Below are 19,879 nucleotides of genomic sequence, written 5' to 3'. Positions count from 1 at the left end.
GATCTGACTCAAGTTTCTCTGAAAGTATTGAGTGATGACTATGATAAGATCATTTAAAATCGATAAGAAATAAGTTCTTATTTCTCGTTATGTAACTCTTTCATTAACTTTAAAATGATCGCAGTGATTTTATCAGACGCATCAAGCTGCACACGATTCGTGCCCATCCAGGTCTCATAGCCACCTAGCTTATGTTGAGCGGGAGTCGGAAGGTAACCGTTAGAACCATTGGCAAGTTCAATAGTAAAGGCATCATCAAAGGGAGTCTTCTCCTTGAGCTCCAGTCCAATCTCACAAAACGTTTCAAAGGGTATGGCTGCCACGCATAAATCTCCGATCCTCAAGACTTGTAACATGACGGTGATCTCATCCGGACCATCAAGCAAATTTTGAACGCGGCTTGCGTAATTACGTTCATAACGGTGATGCTTAGGAGCATCTTCGGGTTGAGCAGTGACTTTCTTAAAGTATGCCTGCATGGCGGCATTTGGTTTGCGAACCGTTAATGTCAATTCTTGACTGGCGGCACCCAGAGGAACCCAGGTTTTGTATTTGACATCTTTATACGCTTCGGCAACTCTTTTGGCAGTAAGCTCAGCGACCTGTCTCATCTTTTCATAAGGTTTCATTCGCTTACCAGGGTTTCGAAAATTAATGTTATTAATATCTCCGCTTGTTCCATTCGATAGCATGCCCACAAATGGCGGATGATCTGGCTCTGCTCCGATCAACGAACCAATCGTTTCTGAAAAGATGCCGAAGTAGTCCGCGGAAATCTCCCCCTTTTTGACACCGCCCACATAGTGCAGTGAATAATTCGCCAATAAAGCGAGTGGGCGACCATCGAGTGACTGAACGCTAATAAATGAAATCTCGGGATCAATGGGTCCAGAAGGTTTTACCAAAGCAGCATTACCACGTGGTGGGTTCATGCGGACTGTGTCAATGCCACCAAAGGGATTCTTGCAGAATTCCGGATTCGTTGTAAACCAACGACGATTGAAAACTTCAGATGGTTCGTCAATTCCACCCCAACCGACTTTAGCAGGCACTCGGTTTTCTAACGCCCGACGCACACAGTCTGCAATTCGACGTGAAAGAAATGGATGATATTTTGGACTGCTGGCGCGTGTAGCAGAGTGCGTATGCGTCGCAGCCATCAAAATGTTTTCTGGAGGCAACTCCGTTTCTTCTTTGATCAATTTACGAGCATTGTCGAAAACTTCTGCTTTCACGCCAAGACTGTCGCAAATCACAAACGCAATTTTCGTTTCTCCATTGTCAAGCACAAGACAACGAGCGTGCAATTCGTCGTGAACATTTTGTGCTGGAAAAGGCTTGAAACCACCTACGACATATTCGCCTAACGGAGGAGTAATATTACTGGCGGCAGCGCCCGCTTTGAAGACTTTCTCTGCAGCGTGAGCATCGACGTAAAAGACAAGAGCACAACAAATACTCAAAACCAAGCGTAAAATTTGTCGACGATTTCTAATAATTCGCATGAAGTTGTCTCCGCACTGAATTCATCTCAAAGTTGTTTCAAGTCTTCTGAATTATAGAGATCGACAGGCAAAGACACAACAACCAACGTTGATGGGTCACTCGATCCCAACAACGTAAACCTATAAAACACGGGAAATTGAAAGAACCCTATGACTAAAATCGCTTTCGATTGTGATATTGTCGCCAATATATAAATATCTAAAAACCATATCAATTGTGCATTATTAATTTGATATTGTCACCAATAGAATTTATATTGGCGTCAGTAGCATATAAATTTGTGGTTTTTCCATTTTCTTAATTTAGACCTAACTCTGATTATAAAAATCTGTTTCTCATCTCTTTCATGATCATTCAAATTTCAAAAGAGGACGAACTCATGAACTCGCCGACAAAACAACGACGCGCGTTTACTTTGATTGAGCTACTCGTAGTCATCGCCATTATTGCCATTTTAATTGCCCTGTTATTACCGGCAGTTCAACAGGCTCGGGAAGCAGCGCGCCGATCCTCCTGTCGAAATAATCTAAAACAGATTGGCTTAGCGTTTCATAATTATCACGATGCGCATAGGTCATTCCCTGCAGGTGGCTTTGGAAAATTCTCTTTTTCCTGGTGGGTAGCGATTCTTCCACACCTGGAACAAAGTACAATGACAAACAGATTGGTAACAGTTGACTGGGCAGGCTACTCTGGTGGACCAAATAGATCGATGCTGGAAAACTGGGCACCGAACATACTTTGGTGTCCGTCGAGCCCTCTACCTAAATTCTGCGTTCGTGACAACGTGTTCGCAACGAGCTGTTACATTGGTATTTCTGGTGCAAGTGCCTCAGCAACATCGTCTAACGATCCTACAGGACAAAATCGCTGTGTGAGTAACAATGTAGGATATGCATGCGAGAATGGGATCTTAGTAGCTAATGCGTCAGTGAAATTACGGGATATCACCGACGGAGCTTCAAACACGATTATGGTGGGGGAGCAGTCCGATTGGGGTGTCAATTCAAGTGGTCAGGATGTCGATATTCGTGGTAGTGGTGAGTGGGGAACCTGGCTGGGTCCCGGTGCAGAAGGACGCCCGAACCGACCTGTTCCGGGTGAAACCTACCCATTCAGCAGTACTCCCTGGGCGCGTAATATAACAACCATTCGATACCCAATCGACAATGTTACTGAAATCCCCAGTACAGGGGGGAATCATCGTGATGGTGTAAACAACTCTATTCAGTCGATCCATGCCGGAGGGGCTTTTGTATTACGTGCAGATGGTGGGGTTAGCTTCCTGTCCTCCTCACTTGACCAAACAACTCTCATCAATCTTTCGATTCGCGATGATGGGAAGATTCTTGGAGAGTTTTAGCGTGTAAACGACCATAGGGCTTTAATGCAGCCTTATACATACTCGCTCGATGGAGAAAGACGCTTTCTAAACACGTGACCTCGTATTGTCGGTTTTTATATTTATGCTCTGATATAAGGTCGATGGCTTTACCTCATGCCTTAAATTAATTCTAACGAGAAATGGTATTTTGTAATCTGAATCTCTGCCAGTTCGCATAGGCAGCCTTACGATTGTCTTAACGGAGATGAGTATTCCATGTTTCAAGTAAAAAAAACAATTCGAAATTCTATTTGTTTTTCTGCCGTCGCGATCATTGGCTTATGGATACCATCTGGATGCTCTCGTTCGGAAGAGTCGTTAGGAACAGTTACCGGAAGAGTCACTCTGGACACAGCCCCTATTTCGGAGGGGAAGATCAACTTCATTTCGAGCTCCGGATTTGCCGCGACAGCAGAACTTAAGAATGGTAGTTATATGATAGCAAGCAGCCAATACGGTGATGGAATCCCATTTGGCGAGTATCAAGTCTCAGTTTTTTCGTCGGCTGAAGTGTCAGATCCTTTAGCTGAACCGAAGGGTTCGACATCAAGTGGAGTAGAGATCCCACTTAAATACAGCGATCCTGCTACCAGTAAACTGACTGCCACGATCAATAAAGATGCAACCGAAGTGAACTTTGCATTGAATTCAAAGTAGTTACTTCTGAAGATTCTCGTTATAGATTCATTGTCTAATTCAAAATGAATTATGAAAAACTGGTCGTAACCACGCTGCATAGGAACGTGAATACTGGATGGGAAAATGATTTCCTGCTTACTTTGGTATCATCAATACGTGAAAATGATATTTAGCTTTACCAAGTAATTCTTTACGTCTATTCATCCGCCATTAATTGTTCATCCAATGAAGGTTCCAAGACATCTTCAAATGGATGGCCATTTTGCCATCCGACTTTTCCAGAATTACGAAAATGTTCTAGTCGGCGGATCGAAATCTCACAGTAGATGGGATCCAGGTCGGCTGTCAGACAGCGTCGTCCCAACTGCTCACAGGATATTAGTGTTGAACCAGAATGTGAAAAAAAATCAAGTACACAATCACCAGGTCGCGAACTGGCAGAAATAATGCGTTCGGAAGATTTAAGAGGTTTTTGGGCATAACAGCCTGATACGTTTTCTTCCATACGATAAAACACTTGCTGGATATCAACCCAGACATTACCCGGACGAATATTTTCTGATCTACCACGCTCCAGATTTTCTGTTTTTCTGCCGTTAATCTTTTTATAGTAACCTCTTAGAATTTTGGGAATGTCTGTATATTGCACTTCAAAAAAAGGATTCCCTTTGGTGTAGTACAATAATTCTTGTCTGACGGCCATCCAATTTTTCTGCGTTCCGTATCCTCTCTGATTTCTCATTGTGATGAAAGAACGTGATTCAAATAGCTCCAGCTGTTGCATCATCATCATAAATTGAGGCAAAGGCTGGAAATGTTGGTTTTGATCTGCACCTAACCAGACATAAAATGAAGCGTTTTGAACCATGAATCGTTCCGAGAGCCGAACCCAGTCCGCACACCATTCAATAAATGCGTCGACATCCCGCAAATTGAAAGCAACCAGGTTATAAGGTGGATCATGTATCGCTAAAGAAGCCCGATCATCACGAACCAGGTTTTTTATATGGCTTAGATTTGTCGCATCGGCACAAGCCACACGATGCTGTCCTAAAGGATCTTCCCAAACCTCTCCTAATGAAAGCCGACAATGAGGGAGTAAACGCTCTCGAAGTGCTTGGTCTTCATCAAGACGCGGCAGAGGATTGTTTTTCATATGGTCGTTTTCCTTAACGGCACTTTCTCTTCAGAACTCAATCTCCAGACCGAATGAAGAAAGTATAAATAAAATAAAAATGATTGGCATATCAAGTCTGTTGAAATGCTGGGAATAATAATTATCTATAGATGATAGGAATGAAAAAACAACTATGCTGTGTTCAATCGAATAGAACTGTTTTTGTGATCTCCATACGTGTGAACATGGAAAGGAGGGAATCACTTTCCATAAGGAACTAAACGAAATGAGCCACTATATTGAAACAGAACTCCTTTCTATCACAGTAATCCCAAATGGTTTGAACTATTTGATTCAGATGATTTCAGGTAAAGGATATTTGAATCTGATTCACAGATAAGAATCATCAAATGGTATGGTACTTTGAGTAGAGGTATGTTGTATTTTCTTCTTAACAAAAGAAACAAGTTATGTAGTTGGAACTAAGCTCATTGAAGGAAGATTCAATTGAAAACTGGCACTACAAAAATGAGCTTGTTTGTTACTCTAAGAAGTGTTCGAATACTGAATTTGGAAGACCCGTTATACGATTTCACATTGGTAGGGAAATCATATTCATCTTGTATACACTCATTTTACTCGACCTGCAAGCGGAGTTCGGATTTGCACGACAGGCGATATTAATTTGACCACGTGTTAAAAAACTGAACATTGCACATACCATCTGTCTTTTTTTGCTCAAAAAAGTTTGATTGAATTCGTAATAATTCTTATCGAGTTTTCAAACGCTAGCTGCAAGCCAGACGAGAAATGATTAATAGTCCTTTGTACATTTTCTCCTTCTGTAAGTGATACATTTGCCTGGAATGTGTGCTTAAGAGTTCACACAAGCGGAGAAGAACGGACTCCGAGTCTAATCAATCTTGTGATAAAGAATGATTGCAATCATACTCTGTTGACAATGGTCCTTCATTCACACTTATAAAAACAGTTCGACCGATGCAATTGGAATTAACAGAGAAAACAAAGATAAATGCCTCTGCTGAAGTCATTCACGACTGGATCAGTAATCTGGAAAACTGGCCGAAGATTAATGACAAGATCAAATCCATTTCCGTTGAAGGAAATAAGTGTATCGGCCAGCTTCAATTCAAAGGCAAAAACATTGACTTTGCTGGCATGGTTCCGGAAGACGACGACCCTCGAAAGGTCACCTGTAATCTGGTGGTGCAAACAGAGCAGGAACAGCGAGCGCCCGATCATTTCACTGTGATCTATGAGATCATTCCCAAAGGTGGAAAAACTCAAATTATTGAACGCATTATTTTTGAAAAAGAAATTCCCTTTTGGGCCTGGCTACTGATAAAGTTCATTACAAAATTTGGGAAACCAACGGGAAAAACCAATCTGCAACAAATTAAATCACATATTCCCACAATTGAATAAATGAAATAAACAGATTGATTTGGGAATTCTATGGTCGTTATTTTTTCTCTTTCAAGACGAACTCACCGTAATAGCCGATATTAGATTTGTATTTCCCGCTGAGGGTCGCTCCTTTCATAAAGCCTGCCCACTGATATTTATGTCCTCGAATGGTGGCAGTCCCTGCAAGATTCAATTGATTTCCATTTGGTCGAGATTGAAACGTAGCTTCATATTTAAACGGGTCCCCTTTGAACAACCCGGTAAATGTAGCCTTCCAGACTCCTTTATCATCTGACGCCGCTACACACTTAAGTGGCCCACTTGTGTTATACTTGCGATTATTCCACTTCCCCTCCCAAGTTCGCTTTTCTCCCGCTTCCAAGATAGAGAGAGAACTCATCATAAATAATGCAATCAATAAATAGCGTTTCATGATTGTCTTTCCTCCAAATAAAAGGCTTCGATTCCAAACTCAAACTTGTATCGCAGTACCAGTATTACATGATTCGACAAATGGTTCACAATTGCGACAAAATAATCAAAAAAATGCACTTGGCATTTTAGAGCCGCATTCTTCATCGAATGGAGCCTTGTTTTCAGGTGGTTATTTACCGTTTGACACCACTGCGTCTCTCGCAAAATTCTGTGATCTGCGTCGCGCGCGTGGAGTTTTCCCCGTCTGCTTTCGTAGTTTACCAAACCTCAGCATATAAAGCGGAGATGAATATCCGGGAGTAGCGGTGATTTGATACGAGCAAATCAGCGAGGTCAGAAGCTACTATTTTTAAGCACTGCGCCGTAATCTGAGATTCGGTTGTCTGGTGACCGACTGTGATCATTCCGCCAGGTGATCCTGAAACGAACGATTCATTCGAATTCACCCAGTTTATGGAATGTATAATTAAATAGAAAGCTGCGTTTTTTATTCCGCTGATACCGATAGCTGCGAACGGTCTATTTTGAAGGCATGATTTAATGGAAATGATTCAACAATTTTAATGAAATCCGGAACCATTTGTCGCGGCAGGTTTTTACGACAAATCGCATTCATTTCAGAAACTGATATTTGGTCAGCTTTGGAATTCAATTTGATATACAAAGCCAATCGAGTCCCTACATCTTTTGATTCGAACGGTACAGCTACTGCCTGCGAAATGGGGAATGATCTCAGGGCAAACTCTTCCAGATCAACCGGGTGAACTCGGTAACCAGAGATCTTGACTAACGCATTACGTCGTCCCTTGAGGATAATCCAACCTGCCTCGTCCATTGTTGCCAGATCTCCTGTGTACAACCAACCGTTTCTGATGCGTTTTCTCGTTTCTGTCGCATCGCGCCAATATCCTCGCATGACATTGGCACCTTTGGCACGTAGCTCTCCCACAGTTCCCGGCTCAGTCGCACGTCCTTTTTCATCCACTACTTCCAGAATCACTCCTGGAATCGCGCGACCAATGCACCCGTCAGCTAACTCGGGCAGATCTTCAGGAGGCACATAAGCCAGGCGGGCCGTTGCCTCTGTCTGACCATACATCACATAAAAGCGAGCGGGGGCAATACACTGACTGATTTCAACAGAAATCGCGTGCGGCAATGCACCACCGGCTACCGACATATAGCGTAATGAGGAAAGATTGGCTTTCTTAAAAGACGTTCGCTCTAATAAAATCCGGAATAAATCTGGTACTGCAGACAGACTGGTACAACGATGAAGAATTGCAGATTTCACAATGCTCTCTGGGAATAAGGCGTTACCATCTAAAACTAAGTGCGCACCCAACAAGATATGTGACTGCAAGATGGAATTTCCAAACGCATGATGAAATGGCAGCACACATAAAGGACGCTCATCCGTTTTCAATTCAAGATACTCCTGAATCGATTGTGCATTCGAAATCAAGTTGGAATGACTGAGCATCACCCCTTTTGGCTTACCACTGGAACCAGCTGTGAAAAAAATCGCAGCCAGATCATCTGCGGTGGTGACAATGGGCTTTGGAGGAATCGTTTGGTTTTGTGCTCCTAACTCATCATTACAGATGGTATCACTCTGAAGTCCTTTTAAGTCAGGCTGTCGACTCAGAACCTGCGAAGTCGAAATAATATAAAAGGCTTCTGTTGATTCGAGGATCTTCTGGAGTGTTCCTCGCTCTGTATTAGCGGGCAAAGGAACTACAACTCCCCCCGACATTAAGATTCCATAAAACGCAGCAATATAGGCGATCGAGTTAGGCACTAAGAGAATCACACGATGGCCTGGCTGATATTCAGGATGACTTTGGAGTTGATCAGATATTTTTTGGGCCGCAGACAGCAGGCTATGATACTTCCACGATGCTACGGAATTTGAAATCGCAGGTCGGTCCGCATGGCGGGTTGCGACGTCACAAAACAGCTCTCCCAAGCTGAAACGAGACGTTGTTTCCTGACTCTCAACGGGGTTGAACTGATAGTCCCAGTTTGAATCAATGCCACTCTTGATAAATAACAGTTTTGATAAAAAATCAGTGGTAGAGTTCATACGAAGTCATCTTGACTAGATCGGCGTGTTTTAGAGCTTCACTCTGATCATTTTGTCTTGCGTTTATACATCTCACCCGAATAAAACGAGTTAATCCCAAACAACAGTCCAGAGTAATATCCCTCATAAATATCGGGCTTCTGGTATCGCTGTTCTTCTATAAACTTAGGTCACTTCCTCCTTTTTAAAATACCTATCAACACAAACAACCTAAACATCCTATTTACACAGAGATTGCAAACGGACTTTCTGCTAAATTTCAGAAACAGAGGTAATTGAACTCATGTAAAAAATAACGATCTCTGTCATTTGAGCAATGAGCGGGGCAAAGGGACTGATTATCCCTCTGGCAATTTTGGCGAACGTCACAACTGCAAATCCATTAAATATAATACTCGATGACATGCTCTTCTTCGACAGAGAATCGATAATCATGTCCCGGCGTGACCAATGCGACATCATCCAGGAGCAGTTGAGCGACTCGCATTGCCTGACCACGTAATTCGGGAACGGCCGTTGTTTCCCAAAGTGTCCCTTTCATCAAAGGACCAATGGCAAACAAAGACTCAGATGGATTTCCTTCCGCATTCATCACTGCAAAATCTGCGGCCACATCAATGCCCATGTCCAGTTCATCGGGTCGAATCAATCCCCGTTTCAACAGGTTTTGAAACAATGGGACACTGGTGTCTGAAAAACCGCTGTTGGGACCCGTGCAATTTACAACCAGTCCCCCTGACAGCATTTGTTCGTTTCCTGATTTGTCTTGAAGTGCCACTTCCACTTTGTCACCTTGCTCTCTCAGTCCGGAAATGCGACCACGCATCACACGTAATCGCCCCTCCGTAATGGCTTCTGTGACCCGTTGGTGAATGGGTTGGGCAATCCGGTGACGGATCACATTCCAGCGTGCTGCATAACGTTTGAGAAACTCCTGTTTTTCGGACACCAGAAACTGCTGCCAGATGCGCTGGGTATGTGGTCGCAAACGATCCACAACGATTCCCGGATTCTCTCCGATCCGTTGCAGTTGTCGACAATGTTTTTCCAACAATTCGACAAGCTTCTCAAGTCCCAGTTTTTCCGGTTCGGGTGGTAGAAAATCGGGATACTCGATTCCACGAAAATGGGCTTGGGGAATCATCCCATTATGGGAAATCGCAATGATATTCCCCTCCCATTCCTGCTCGCTGAGTGTCAGGAAGACATCGACCATCGATAGCCCTGTTCCCAGGACAATAACATCCTCCTTCGAATCAGGAATTTGTTCCATCCAGTTTCCCCACGGATCTGGCGAATAAGCGGGGTGTGAAAACGAGTGATCAGAAAATGCGACAGGTGAGGGAGGCTGATTGCCAGTGGCCAGCAGGACACGGTCCGCTTCGACTGTTTCTCCATCTTTGAGAGTGATCTCTGCACATCCATCATAATTGAGTTCAATATCTACGGCTTCATTTTCGATCACATGAATTTCAGCAGGATGGTGACTATCGATCGGCTGCATATAGTTTGACAATATACTGCGCAAGTAGTCTCCATAAATCCGTCGTGGCACATATGTCTCACGAAGTTGAGGATCTGGTAAGTCGCTGTAATCAACGCGGGTCCGGAGCCAGTCGAGGAAATGATTGGCATGGTCGGGAACAGCCGACATATTTCGCGCTGCCACATTCAGAAGATGCTCTTCGCGTTTCGTACCATAGGCCACGCCACGCCCCAGCGGATATTTATCATTGATCAGTTGAATGCAAAGAGGACCTGTGCTCAGTCGCGCCAAATTGACGGCTGCCATTGTCCCACTGAACCCTCCACCAATAATCGCCACTTTCTTCATGAGTTTCTGATCCTTTCGCACTGTTCATTGGCGGTTGAAAATATTCCTAGCCAACAGAAGTTCTTCACTTTTTGCTTCTGGTACATTCACTTCAATCAGACTCAGTGAGTCATCCCCATTGTACACGGAATGTGCTCGTGACAACAGACAGGCGACGATGAATCTCTGTTTAATGCGAGTGTGAATTTGAGAGCCGTTTAAGTGCCTTGTTTAACAATCGGTGTTTTCTTGCCATGTTTGTCAATGGCCACATAAGTAAACGCAGCTTCTGTGACTTTAAAGTAGGGACAATTGGAATCTTCATGCCGCAGCACCGGCTCTACCCAGACTTCAAGTTGCAGTTTAATAGATGTCGTACCAATTCTTTCAACCGTTCCATAACAACATACGACATCCCCTACCTTGACGGGTCGAATGAATTTCATCGATTCAACGGCAATGGTCACTGTGCGTGTACTCGAAATCTCTTTCGACATAATTCCACCAGCGATATCCATCTGTGACATGATCCAGCCACCAAAAATGTCTCCGTTCGCATTGGTGTCGGCGGGCATCGCCAGGGTTCGCAGAATCAACTTCCCATCGGGCAATTCACAGACTTCTTCCATCAATTTCCATCCTCAGTCTATTTTGCAAACATTCACGCTTATGTAGCTTTAAAAGCAAGACCATCATGGTTTTGATTCCATTATGCAGAGTGTGGTGGACGGCCATTGTTTTTGGCGACATGCCCTCCCCAGACAAGCAGATTCTTGCTGCAATCGTCCCGGTCGATGAGCACTTCAATGAAGGCAGGACCATTATGGGCCACCGCTTTTTGAATCGCTTCGTCCAGTTCCCCTTCTGTACCAGCCTTGCAACTCCAGCCATTTCCATCTTCTGCATTGAAGACCTTCACCAGTTCCGCGTAATTCCAGTTCTTAATGGTGTTGTACGGTCCATCATGAATTTCCACTTCAATTGTATAACCACCATTGTTGATCAGGAAAATGATCGGTTTCAATCCGTAACGAATGATCGTGGAGACCTCCTGAGCCGTCAGTTGAAACGAGCCATCTCCAATCAGAGCAATCGGACGCTGATTCGGTGCACCGATACTATACCCCAGCGTGGCACCAACAGACCAGCCGATCGAACCGTATTGCATTTGGACTTCAAACCGTGAACCTGTCGGCAAATCGAGCTGAATTCCATTGAACCACGAATCACCCGTCTCCGCGATCACTGCGGAATCGGGGCCTAACATCTGTTGAATGCGTGAAAAGAGTTGACGTGTGGAAAGAGCTGTTTCCGGTGCCCCGGGGCGGAGTGGCGTCACTTCTTCCTGAATTCGTTTATAGGCCACCATCGATGCATCATTCGGGTTCAGTTTCGTGGAAAGTGACTCAAGAAAATCTGCTAATTTGACATTACTGAAAGTACGGTCGGGGAACACCACACTGTTCGGTAAGGCTTGTATGACTTGCGTCGGATTAATCAAAGCCGCATGTCCTGTTGTGGTATAGTCAGTAAACGTAGGGCCGGCAAACAAGCAGAGATCTGCAGAATCGACAATTTCTCCACAGCCGGGTGAACCCACGGGACCCCAGTAGATTCCGATGTAGTTCGCATGCTGCTCGTCAAAAAAACCTTTTGCGTTGGGCATTGTGGCGATTGCATACCCCGACGCATCCGCCAGTTTATGAAAATGTTCCTCTGCTCCAAACGAACGTAGTTTGACACCTGCGACCATCACAGGTTTGACCGCTGAATTCAGCAGTTCTGCCGCGTGTTCAACGGCGGCGTTTAGTGACAGTGGATCACTGGCCGTCGGTCCTCCGAATTCTCGCACAGTCGGTTCCGCAGTCACAGCCGAAGCGATGTTGCAGGCAATCTCAATATAAACAGGTTTGCGAAAACGAAGTGCCGTTTGAATGGCATGATCAATTTGGGCAGGTGCTTCGCGAGGATCATGGATCGTGACCGCTTCGGCAGTCACCTTTGAAAAGATATCACGTTGATAGTCATAATCGAGCGTCCCCAGCGTGTGATGTAACATTTCAAATTCGGATTCCGAATTGGTATTCGGCCCTCCCGAAACGGCGATCACCGGCAAGTCTTCAGCATACGCCCCCGCAATAGCATTGAGCAGACTCAAACCTCCGACACTGTAAGTGACAAAGACGGCGCTGGCGCCTCCTGTGGCCCGCGCATAACCGTCGGCGGCATACCCTGCGTTCAATTCATTACAGCAGGAAATCATCTGCATATTTTTATTTTCCAGCAGCTTGTCGAGCAAGACAAGGTTATAGTCACCCGGCACAGCGAAGTAATGTTGTAAACCGATTTCTTCCAACCGTGAAGCAAGATAGGAACCAACTGTAGTAGTGCAATGATCAGACATGAAATTTCCTTATATCAATTGATGCGCATATCATCCTAAGATGCAACATGACTTGCTGTGTTAATACTCTGGATTCCACATGGTTTGCTCAATCCGCTGATCAATTTCATCGGGAGTAACGGAATCAGCCACACCAGCTTCAATCGCCGCTGCAGCAACGGCCTTCGCAATATGTCGCCCGACTTCGCGAATGTTAGTCAATGGAGGCAGTAACGATGCAGTCGGATCTTTGAGCGCCGGTGAAGTTTCTTTGAGTGCCGATGCCGCGGCCATAAACATGGAATCGGTAACGCGTCGTGCCCGAGAAGCCAGAATACCGAGACCCATCGCGGGGAAAATATAACTATTGTTACATTGTGCGATAGTATGCGTGACCCCATTATATTCGACAGGATCAAAAGGGCTCCCGGTTGCGATCACCGCTTTGCCATCAGTCCACTTCAGTAAATCGGCTGGAGTCGCTTCTGCCCGTGAAGTCGGATTCGAAAGCGGAAAGATTACAGGTCGTTCCACGTGTTTTGCCATTTCGCGAATAATGTCCTCAGAGAAGGCACCCGTTTGTCCGGTCGCTCCAATCAGCACTCCCGGCTTGCTGTTGCGAACCACATCTGCAAAAGAGATCGACCCCGACACATCGCAGTCCCAGCCGTTTAGATTTTCAGGTGACTGCGCCAACTGTTGATGCAGTTCGTCCAGATCCGTTCGGCCAGAATGCAATAAACCATCTCGATCGATCACGTAGAAACGCGAACGGGCTTCCGGTTCGCTCATTCCCGCGAGTAACATGGCCTGTTTCAGTTGTAAACAGATCCCCACGCCGGCAGAACCCGCTCCCAACATGACAATCTGCTGGTCTTTCAGATCACTCCCGGAAGCGGCAATTGCGGCCAGAATCGTGCCTGTTGTCACAGCGGCTGTGCCCTGGATATCATCGTTAAACGTACAAAGGTCATCGCGATACTGATCGAGAATTCGCTCGGCGTCGACGGATGCAAAGTCCTCCCATTGTAAAAGCACATTGGGGAACCGCTTCTTGACGGCTGCTACAAATTGCCCGATAAATGCATCATACTCAGCGCCTTTAATCCGATTCTCGCGCCAACCCATATAACGCGGGTCGTCTAAACGTTCCTGATTATTGGTTCCCAGATCCAAGACAATTGGTAATGTTTTGGCAGGATCGACCCCGCCACACAAAGTGTAGAGCGATAGTTTTCCAATCGGAATACCCATGCCGCCCACTCCCTGGTCACCCAGGCCAAGAATGCGTTCACCGTCGGTCACCACAATCACATCGACATCGCGTTGCACATTTTCGAAGATGGCATCCATGGAATCACGTTCGGGATAAGAAATGAAGATCCCGCGCGGGCGTCGGTAGATATGGCTGAACCGCTGGCAGGCCAATCCTACAACGGGCGTATAAACAATGGGCATCATCTCAGTGATATGCTCCAGCAGCAAGCGATAGAACAATGTTTCGTTTTCGTCCTGAAGCTGTCTCAGAAAGATATGCTTGTCAATATTGTCACGGAAATCACAGAACGCCTCATACGCACGATCCACCTGTTCGTCGAGCGTATCGACGTGCGGAGGCAACAAACCGAGTAGCCCATTTTCAATTCGTTCCTGTTCGGTAAATGCAGTCCCCTTATTCAAAATTGGATCCTCAATCAACAAGGTTCCTTTTTTCTGAATTGTGTTTCCCTCTGTTGACCGTCCTGAATTCATGGCAAGATTTGTCCCGATGTGAAAAAAACGGATTGATAATGAGTCGATCGAAAGTTGTGACCCGCAGATACCGAAAGGTCAGGCATAGAATAATGTATAAGCAGTCAGTCTGTCGATGTTACTCTCAAGAAAGTCGGACGATTCCTTCAAGCTAACGGCATTCATGTCAAAATGCCCAGGAATTGAATGATATCCAAAAATGTTTACTTTGCATTGCGTGACGTAATGCCGAAAATCACATCATCAGCATTTCACTCAGATAAACTTGAGAGTCCCTGTCTGATCTCCCATTGTTGGAACATTCAATATTGTGTTAGTGCCAATTTCACAGTTGGAACTACCTGATCAAAATCTGACAAGAATCTCTCGATGAGTTGTTAACAGACGAGCTGGTCTCAATCATGAAATTACAACGGCCTTCAAAATGGAGCACGACTGGAGTCTCTCGTTGCCAGTGACGATCTCGAAGATCTAATAAAAAATGTTTCGTGATCAGCTGGGAATTCTTATCCTTCGAGATTTTCTCGCTTCAATTACAACTATTGTTTGTGCCAGGGTCGTCTTACGACTATAATAATAAATATTGTTAATTTATTGTTATTTGAACTCATCCCTCCTTACAACACAACCCTCCTGAAGTTCCTGCTGATAAGGCTCTCTGATGAATCCATTACTGAAAATGATTGTGCTTAGTTTTGTTGTTTCGCTCACCACCCGGGTTACTGCCGAAGAAGATCTGAATGTTCTTCCCCCCGCAACCGGCAAAATGGCTGAGGTCGGGCATGTCTATCATGCGTTGCAGCAGCAAAGTTATGCCGCTTCTGCGAAACGACAGGCCGAATACGAAGCGTTAAAAACCTCTGAACAGTGTGAAGCCTATCAAGAACGAATGAAGGAATTCTTTCGAACACAAATCGGCGACTTTCCTGAACGTACACCTTTGAATCCGCGCATTATTGGACGCCTGAAGGGGAAAGGGTTTCGCGTCGAAAATGTAATTTACGAAAGCTGGCCCGGCCATCATGTGACCGCCAACCTGTATCTTCCCACGACAAAGCCCCCTTATCCTGGCGTACTCATTCCTTGCGGACATAGTCACGATGGAAAAGCCGATGATCGCTATCAGCGCGTCTGTATGTTACTGGCTCAAAATGGAATGGCGGCAATGTGTTACGATCCTATCGGACAGGGAGAACGCTATCAGGTGCTTTCTAAAGAACCGAATGAATTTTTCCGAGGTACAAAACGATATCGTCCGCCTCATCCGCAGGTTCAGTTTTATTGCACTGCAGAACACACACTGATGTCAGTCAGTTCGATTCCTCTGGGAAGTAACGCTGCCCGTTATCGCATCTGGGATGGAATGCGCAGTATCGATTATTTAGTCAGTCGCCCTGATATCGATCCGAAACAAATCGGTTGCGCAGGAAACTCGGGTGGGGGAACTCTTACCAGTTACCTGATGGCCCTTGATGATCGAGTCAAATGCGCAGCTCCGGGCTGTTACTCCACCATGTATCGGTCATTAATCGATTTTAATGGTCCCCAAGATGGGGAGCAGATTATTTTTGGACAACTGGCTTATGGATTGGATATCCCTAATTATACTTTGATGCGGGCTCCCAAACCGACCTTAATCTGTGCCGCCACCCATGACAGCACTTTTAAGATCGAAGGGACCTGGGAATTATTCCGCGAATCCAAACGTTTCTACACAAGGATGGGATACGCCGAGCGTGTCGATCTCATCGAAGCGGACGCACCACACGGCTTTGGTCTGAAACTGCGTGAAGGAACCGCACGCTGGATGAGTCGCTGGCTGTTGAATAAAGAAAACGCGATCTTCGAAGGCGAATTGCCTGTCTTCACCTATCAGGAACTGCAATGTTCTCAGTCAGGTCAAATTTTACTGGATGCCGGCGAGCGTTCGCTGTTTGAGATTAATCAGGGTTTAAATCAAGAACTGGTAGAAGAGCGTATTAAACAGTGGGCAAACATGGATCTGAATACCGCCCGTAAAAAAGTGCGTGATATCACCAAAATTACAAAACTGAATGACCTTCATCGGCCAGAATTCAAAGAAGTCGGCACCATCAAACGTGAAGGCTATCATATCAAGAAAATGATTCTGACCCCTGAACATGGTGTGCCTCTGCCAGCACTGTTGTTCCATCCCGATGATGTGTCAGGTGAAATCGTGCTCTATCTCAACGGAGCAGGGAAGCAAGTTGACGCTGCACCGGGAGGAAAAATCGAACAACGCATGAAACAAGGCGATGTCGTCATGGCCCTTGATGTTCGCTGCATTGGCGAAACTTCACGTAAAAACAATCGGCGGATTAACTGGGCCCACGGTTTACTTGGTCCCAATTACCATGAATTTGCACTGGCGTTTCTGTTGGGGGATTCGATGGTCAAATTACGAGCGGAAGACATTCTGGTTTCAGCACGATTTCTTTCGGAATACCAATCAAAAGCGAAACCAAGAAAAATTGAATTGACGGCCATCGGAGAAACGGCCATTCCCGCCTTACATGCTGCGGCTTTAGAGCCGGAACAATTCTCCCAAGTCAGCTTAAGTCGCATGGTTCCTTCCTGGGGTGAGGTTGTCAAAACACCGGAAACTCATAATCAGTTAATCAACACGGTTCACGGTGCGTTGAAAGTGTATGACTTGCCAGACCTGATCAAATTAGCCGGAGCGTCCAAAGTGAAAGTCTCTCATCCCGCTTCCGTCACAGAAAATCTGGCTGCAAAAGATCAATAAAAGTACCAGCTGTTACTAAAGAACGCTAAGCAACTGCATTCAGTGAACCACGCTGGACAAAGCCCTCTGCGCCCTTAATAATGGATTTTCTGGACTTATTATTTCATAACATGCTCAACACAGCCAATACGTTTGGCTGCCTGTGCTCGATAGGAGAATATTAAATGCAATCACTGACCCGCCGGATGGCTTTGAAACTCTTTGCCTTGGGAACCACTCTTTTCGGATTCAAAAAACCAACGTCGGTTTCTGCCTCTGAAAAGAGAGAGGAGTCCTCCGTTATCGGTCGCTGGAATAAAACCCATGATCGAGTCTGGCTGGGAGAAGAATTCTGGGCCAACCCCATGGAAGATTGGCGAATCGTGGATGGGGCGGCCGAATGTCAGTCAACAGGAGGGAGCCGCAATGTGCAACTTGTGACTCATCAACTGACAAACACCGATGCTGCTTTTGAGATGTCAGTCCGAGTGAGTCAGGTCGAAAAGAAACAACAGGATGGCGGTGTTGGTTTTCGAGTGGGTGTCAAAAGCGATATCAATGAATACCGCAGTAATTGTTTTGCCAGAGGCGGAATTAAAGCGGGTCTGGTGGCGGGAACGATGGTACTTGGGAACAAGCAGCAAAAGTTAAGTCAGTCCGCTGATATGAAAGACTGTATCTTAACTCTCATCGGAAAACCGCAGGGAGAAAAGTACGCGTTGACTTTAATTGTGTCCAATCCCGAGTCTGATAAACCTCTCGGTTCGCTCACACAAAGTTTTCCCAAGCAGGCAGTCCTCGGAAATGTGGCACTTGTCAGTAACTTTGATGCTCGATTTAAACGCAAGATTGGCGCACGCTATCGCTTCAACGACTGGACCGTTGCCGGTGATGCGTTCACAGTCAGTCCCGAGCATAAGTTCGGTCCGATTTTATGGTCCCAGTATACACTCAGTGATTCTCGCGGTCCTGAAGGTTTCGTGATGAAGATCAGCGCTTTGACGGGGCCTTTAGGCGAAAAAGATAACAAAGAGGTCGAATTATTCATCAAGCAAGCGGGCGAATGGAAATCGCTGGGAACTGCGCCACTGGATACCGATGCCTGGACGGCAACCTTTCGCATTCCCAACTGGAATGAAAAAGAAACAACACCCTTCAAATTGGTTTATAAAGAAAAACATACGGATGGTACTGAAAGCACCACAGAGCGAACTGGCATCATCCGTGCAAATCCCGAAGGTCGCCCTCTGCGGTTGGGTGCATTGACCTGTCAGAAAGACTACGGATTTCCTTACGAACCAGTGGCAAATAACTTGCTGAAAGTCGATCCTGATTTACTCTATTTCTCCGGTGATCAGCTTTATGAAGATCATGGTGGTTTCGGCCTGATTCGTGACCCCGCGGGACCTGCGATTTTGAACTATCTTCGTAAGTTCTACATGCACGGCTGGGCCTTTGGTGAAGCGATGCGGGACCGCCCCACCGTCTGTATTCCCGATGACCACGATGTCTTCCAGGGAAACATCTGGGGAGAGGGGGGTATGAAGATGACGGAAGGTTCAACTTCCTCCAAGGGAGGTTATCGAGAGCCGGCACGCATGGTCAACGTCGTTCACAAAACCTGTGCCGGGCATCACCCCGATTACTATGACCCCACTCCCTGCAAACAAAACATCAGCGTTTACTATGGCGATATGGTCTATGGCGGAGTCAGTTTTGCAATCCTGGGAGACCGGCAATTCAAAAGTGGTCCGGAACGCGTCGAGACTGGAAGTGGTAGAGCAGACCACGTCAGTGATCCGAACTTTGATACCTCTAAGCTGGATAAACCGGGGCTTGAGTTACTGGGTGACCGGCAGGAAAAATTCCTGGAACACTGGTGTGATGACTGGCGGGCACACAACATGAAGGTCCTGCTCAGTCAAACCGTTTTTGCCGGTGTTGCCACACATCATGGCGGATACAAAGGGTACCTGAAAGCGGACCTGGATTCCGGGAGCTGGCCGCAAACGGCACGAAACCGCACGGTTCGTATCCTTCGGAAAGGAATGCCGCTTCATATCAACGGCGACCAGCACTTAACGACACTCTCACAATATGGTGCCGACGAACAACGTGACAGTTGCTGGTCGTTTTGTACACCCGCGATTTCCGCCGGCTATCCTCGCTGGTGGCGACCGGATGAAGTGAACATGCCACACAAAAACCGTCCGAAACATAGCATGGACAATACAGGCGAATATATTGATGGCTTCGGAAACAAAGTCTATGTCTACGCCGTTGGGAATCCTGAACCAGGTACCGAGAAGAATCGTTATGATCTGGCACATCAGAAGGGAAGTGGCTTTGGATTGGTTCTGATCGATCCCAAATCCAAAACCTACACGCTGAATTGCTATCGGTTCCTGGTCGACGTTAACGATGGGAAAGCGTCCAATCAGTTTCCTGGTTGGCCTGTCACCCTGCACCAAAAAGAAAATGGTGGTGATAATCTAATTGGTTAAGTCAGTTTCTTTCGTTGAAGTTTCTGGTAGTCGAATGGAGTGCCACTGTTGGCTTGTCCGACAGTGGTGATCTATCATCAGAACTC

The 19,879-nt window shown here is 45.8% G+C and carries 13 protein-coding genes; 5 read left to right on the top strand and 8 right to left on the bottom strand.

The window, feature by feature from the left end; all coding sequences use genetic code 11:
• Positions 1–77: 77 nt before the first annotated feature.
• Positions 78–1,505: a hypothetical protein gene (locus tag V144x_RS04295; protein WP_197998750.1), complete on the bottom strand. Its 1,428-nt coding sequence runs from the start codon at positions 1,503–1,505 to the stop codon at positions 78–80.
• Between the two features lie 380 nt (positions 1,506–1,885).
• Between V144x_RS04295 and V144x_RS04290 the strand changes: the two genes are divergently transcribed.
• Together V144x_RS04290 and V144x_RS04285 are read left to right on the top strand one after the other, a co-directional pair.
• On the top strand, positions 1,886–2,869 hold the full coding sequence (locus V144x_RS04290) for a DUF1559 domain-containing protein (protein WP_144981902.1): 984 nt from the start codon (positions 1,886–1,888) through the stop codon (positions 2,867–2,869).
• Positions 2,870–3,106: 237 nt separating this feature from the next.
• Positions 3,107–3,547 (top strand): hypothetical protein, encoded by a 441-nt coding sequence (locus V144x_RS04285; protein ID WP_144981899.1) that lies wholly within the window; start codon positions 3,107–3,109, stop codon positions 3,545–3,547.
• 178 nt (positions 3,548–3,725) lie between these two features.
• On the opposite strand, the gene V144x_RS04280 is transcribed toward V144x_RS04285, so the two are convergent.
• The gene (locus V144x_RS04280) at positions 3,726–4,685 is read right to left on the bottom strand and encodes a DNA-methyltransferase (RefSeq protein ID WP_144981896.1); all 960 of its coding nucleotides are present in this window, start codon (positions 4,683–4,685) and stop codon (positions 3,726–3,728) included.
• Positions 4,686–5,645: 960 nt separating this feature from the next.
• On the opposite strand from V144x_RS04280, the gene V144x_RS04275 reads away from it, so the two are divergent.
• On the top strand, positions 5,646–6,092 hold the full coding sequence (locus tag V144x_RS04275; RefSeq protein ID WP_144981893.1) for an SRPBCC family protein: 447 nt from the start codon (positions 5,646–5,648) through the stop codon (positions 6,090–6,092).
• Positions 6,093–6,129: 37 nt separating this feature from the next.
• Here V144x_RS04275 and V144x_RS04270 read toward each other — a convergent pair whose 3' ends face one another.
• The 6 genes from V144x_RS04270 to V144x_RS04245 form a co-directional block, all read right to left on the bottom strand.
• Positions 6,130–6,507 carry a hypothetical protein gene (locus tag V144x_RS04270; protein ID WP_144981890.1) on the bottom strand — a complete coding sequence of 126 codons (378 nt, stop codon included), beginning with the start codon at positions 6,505–6,507 and terminating at the stop codon, positions 6,130–6,132.
• 489 nt (positions 6,508–6,996) lie between these two features.
• On the bottom strand, positions 6,997–8,595 hold the full coding sequence (locus V144x_RS04265; protein ID WP_144981887.1) for a class I adenylate-forming enzyme family protein: 1,599 nt from the start codon (positions 8,593–8,595) through the stop codon (positions 6,997–6,999).
• A 382-nt stretch (positions 8,596–8,977) separates the two neighbouring features.
• Entirely contained in the window at positions 8,978–10,429 is a 1,452-nt protein-coding gene (locus V144x_RS04260) for an FAD/NAD(P)-binding protein (RefSeq protein ID WP_144981884.1), read from the bottom strand.
• Between the two features lie 197 nt (positions 10,430–10,626).
• Positions 10,627–11,040, bottom strand: a complete 414-nt coding sequence (gene yciA / locus V144x_RS04255; RefSeq protein WP_197998749.1) for an acyl-CoA thioester hydrolase YciA — start codon at positions 11,038–11,040, stop codon at positions 10,627–10,629.
• Positions 11,041–11,117: 77 nt separating this feature from the next.
• Positions 11,118–12,812, bottom strand: coding sequence for a thiamine pyrophosphate-binding protein (locus tag V144x_RS04250; RefSeq protein WP_144981878.1), 1,695 nt, complete (start codon positions 12,810–12,812; stop codon positions 11,118–11,120).
• A gap of 60 nt (positions 12,813–12,872) precedes the next feature.
• Positions 12,873–14,543, bottom strand: a complete 1,671-nt coding sequence (locus tag V144x_RS04245; protein ID WP_144981875.1) for an NAD-dependent malic enzyme — start codon at positions 14,541–14,543, stop codon at positions 12,873–12,875.
• A gap of 661 nt (positions 14,544–15,204) precedes the next feature.
• Here V144x_RS04245 and V144x_RS04240 point away from each other — a divergent pair.
• Both V144x_RS04240 and V144x_RS04235 read left to right on the top strand, forming a co-directional pair.
• The gene (locus V144x_RS04240) at positions 15,205–17,310 is read left to right on the top strand and encodes an alpha/beta hydrolase family protein (RefSeq protein ID WP_144981872.1); all 2,106 of its coding nucleotides are present in this window, start codon (positions 15,205–15,207) and stop codon (positions 17,308–17,310) included.
• A gap of 164 nt (positions 17,311–17,474) precedes the next feature.
• Complete coding sequence (locus V144x_RS04235) at positions 17,475–19,793, top strand: alkaline phosphatase D family protein (RefSeq protein ID WP_144981869.1); 2,319 nt, start codon at positions 17,475–17,477, stop codon at positions 19,791–19,793.
• Positions 19,794–19,879: the final 86 nt, after the last annotated feature.

The organism is Gimesia aquarii, from assembly GCF_007748195.1.
Taxonomy (GTDB): domain Bacteria; phylum Planctomycetota; class Planctomycetia; order Planctomycetales; family Planctomycetaceae; genus Gimesia; species Gimesia aquarii.
This window is presented reverse-complemented; position numbering and strand designations above follow the sequence as displayed.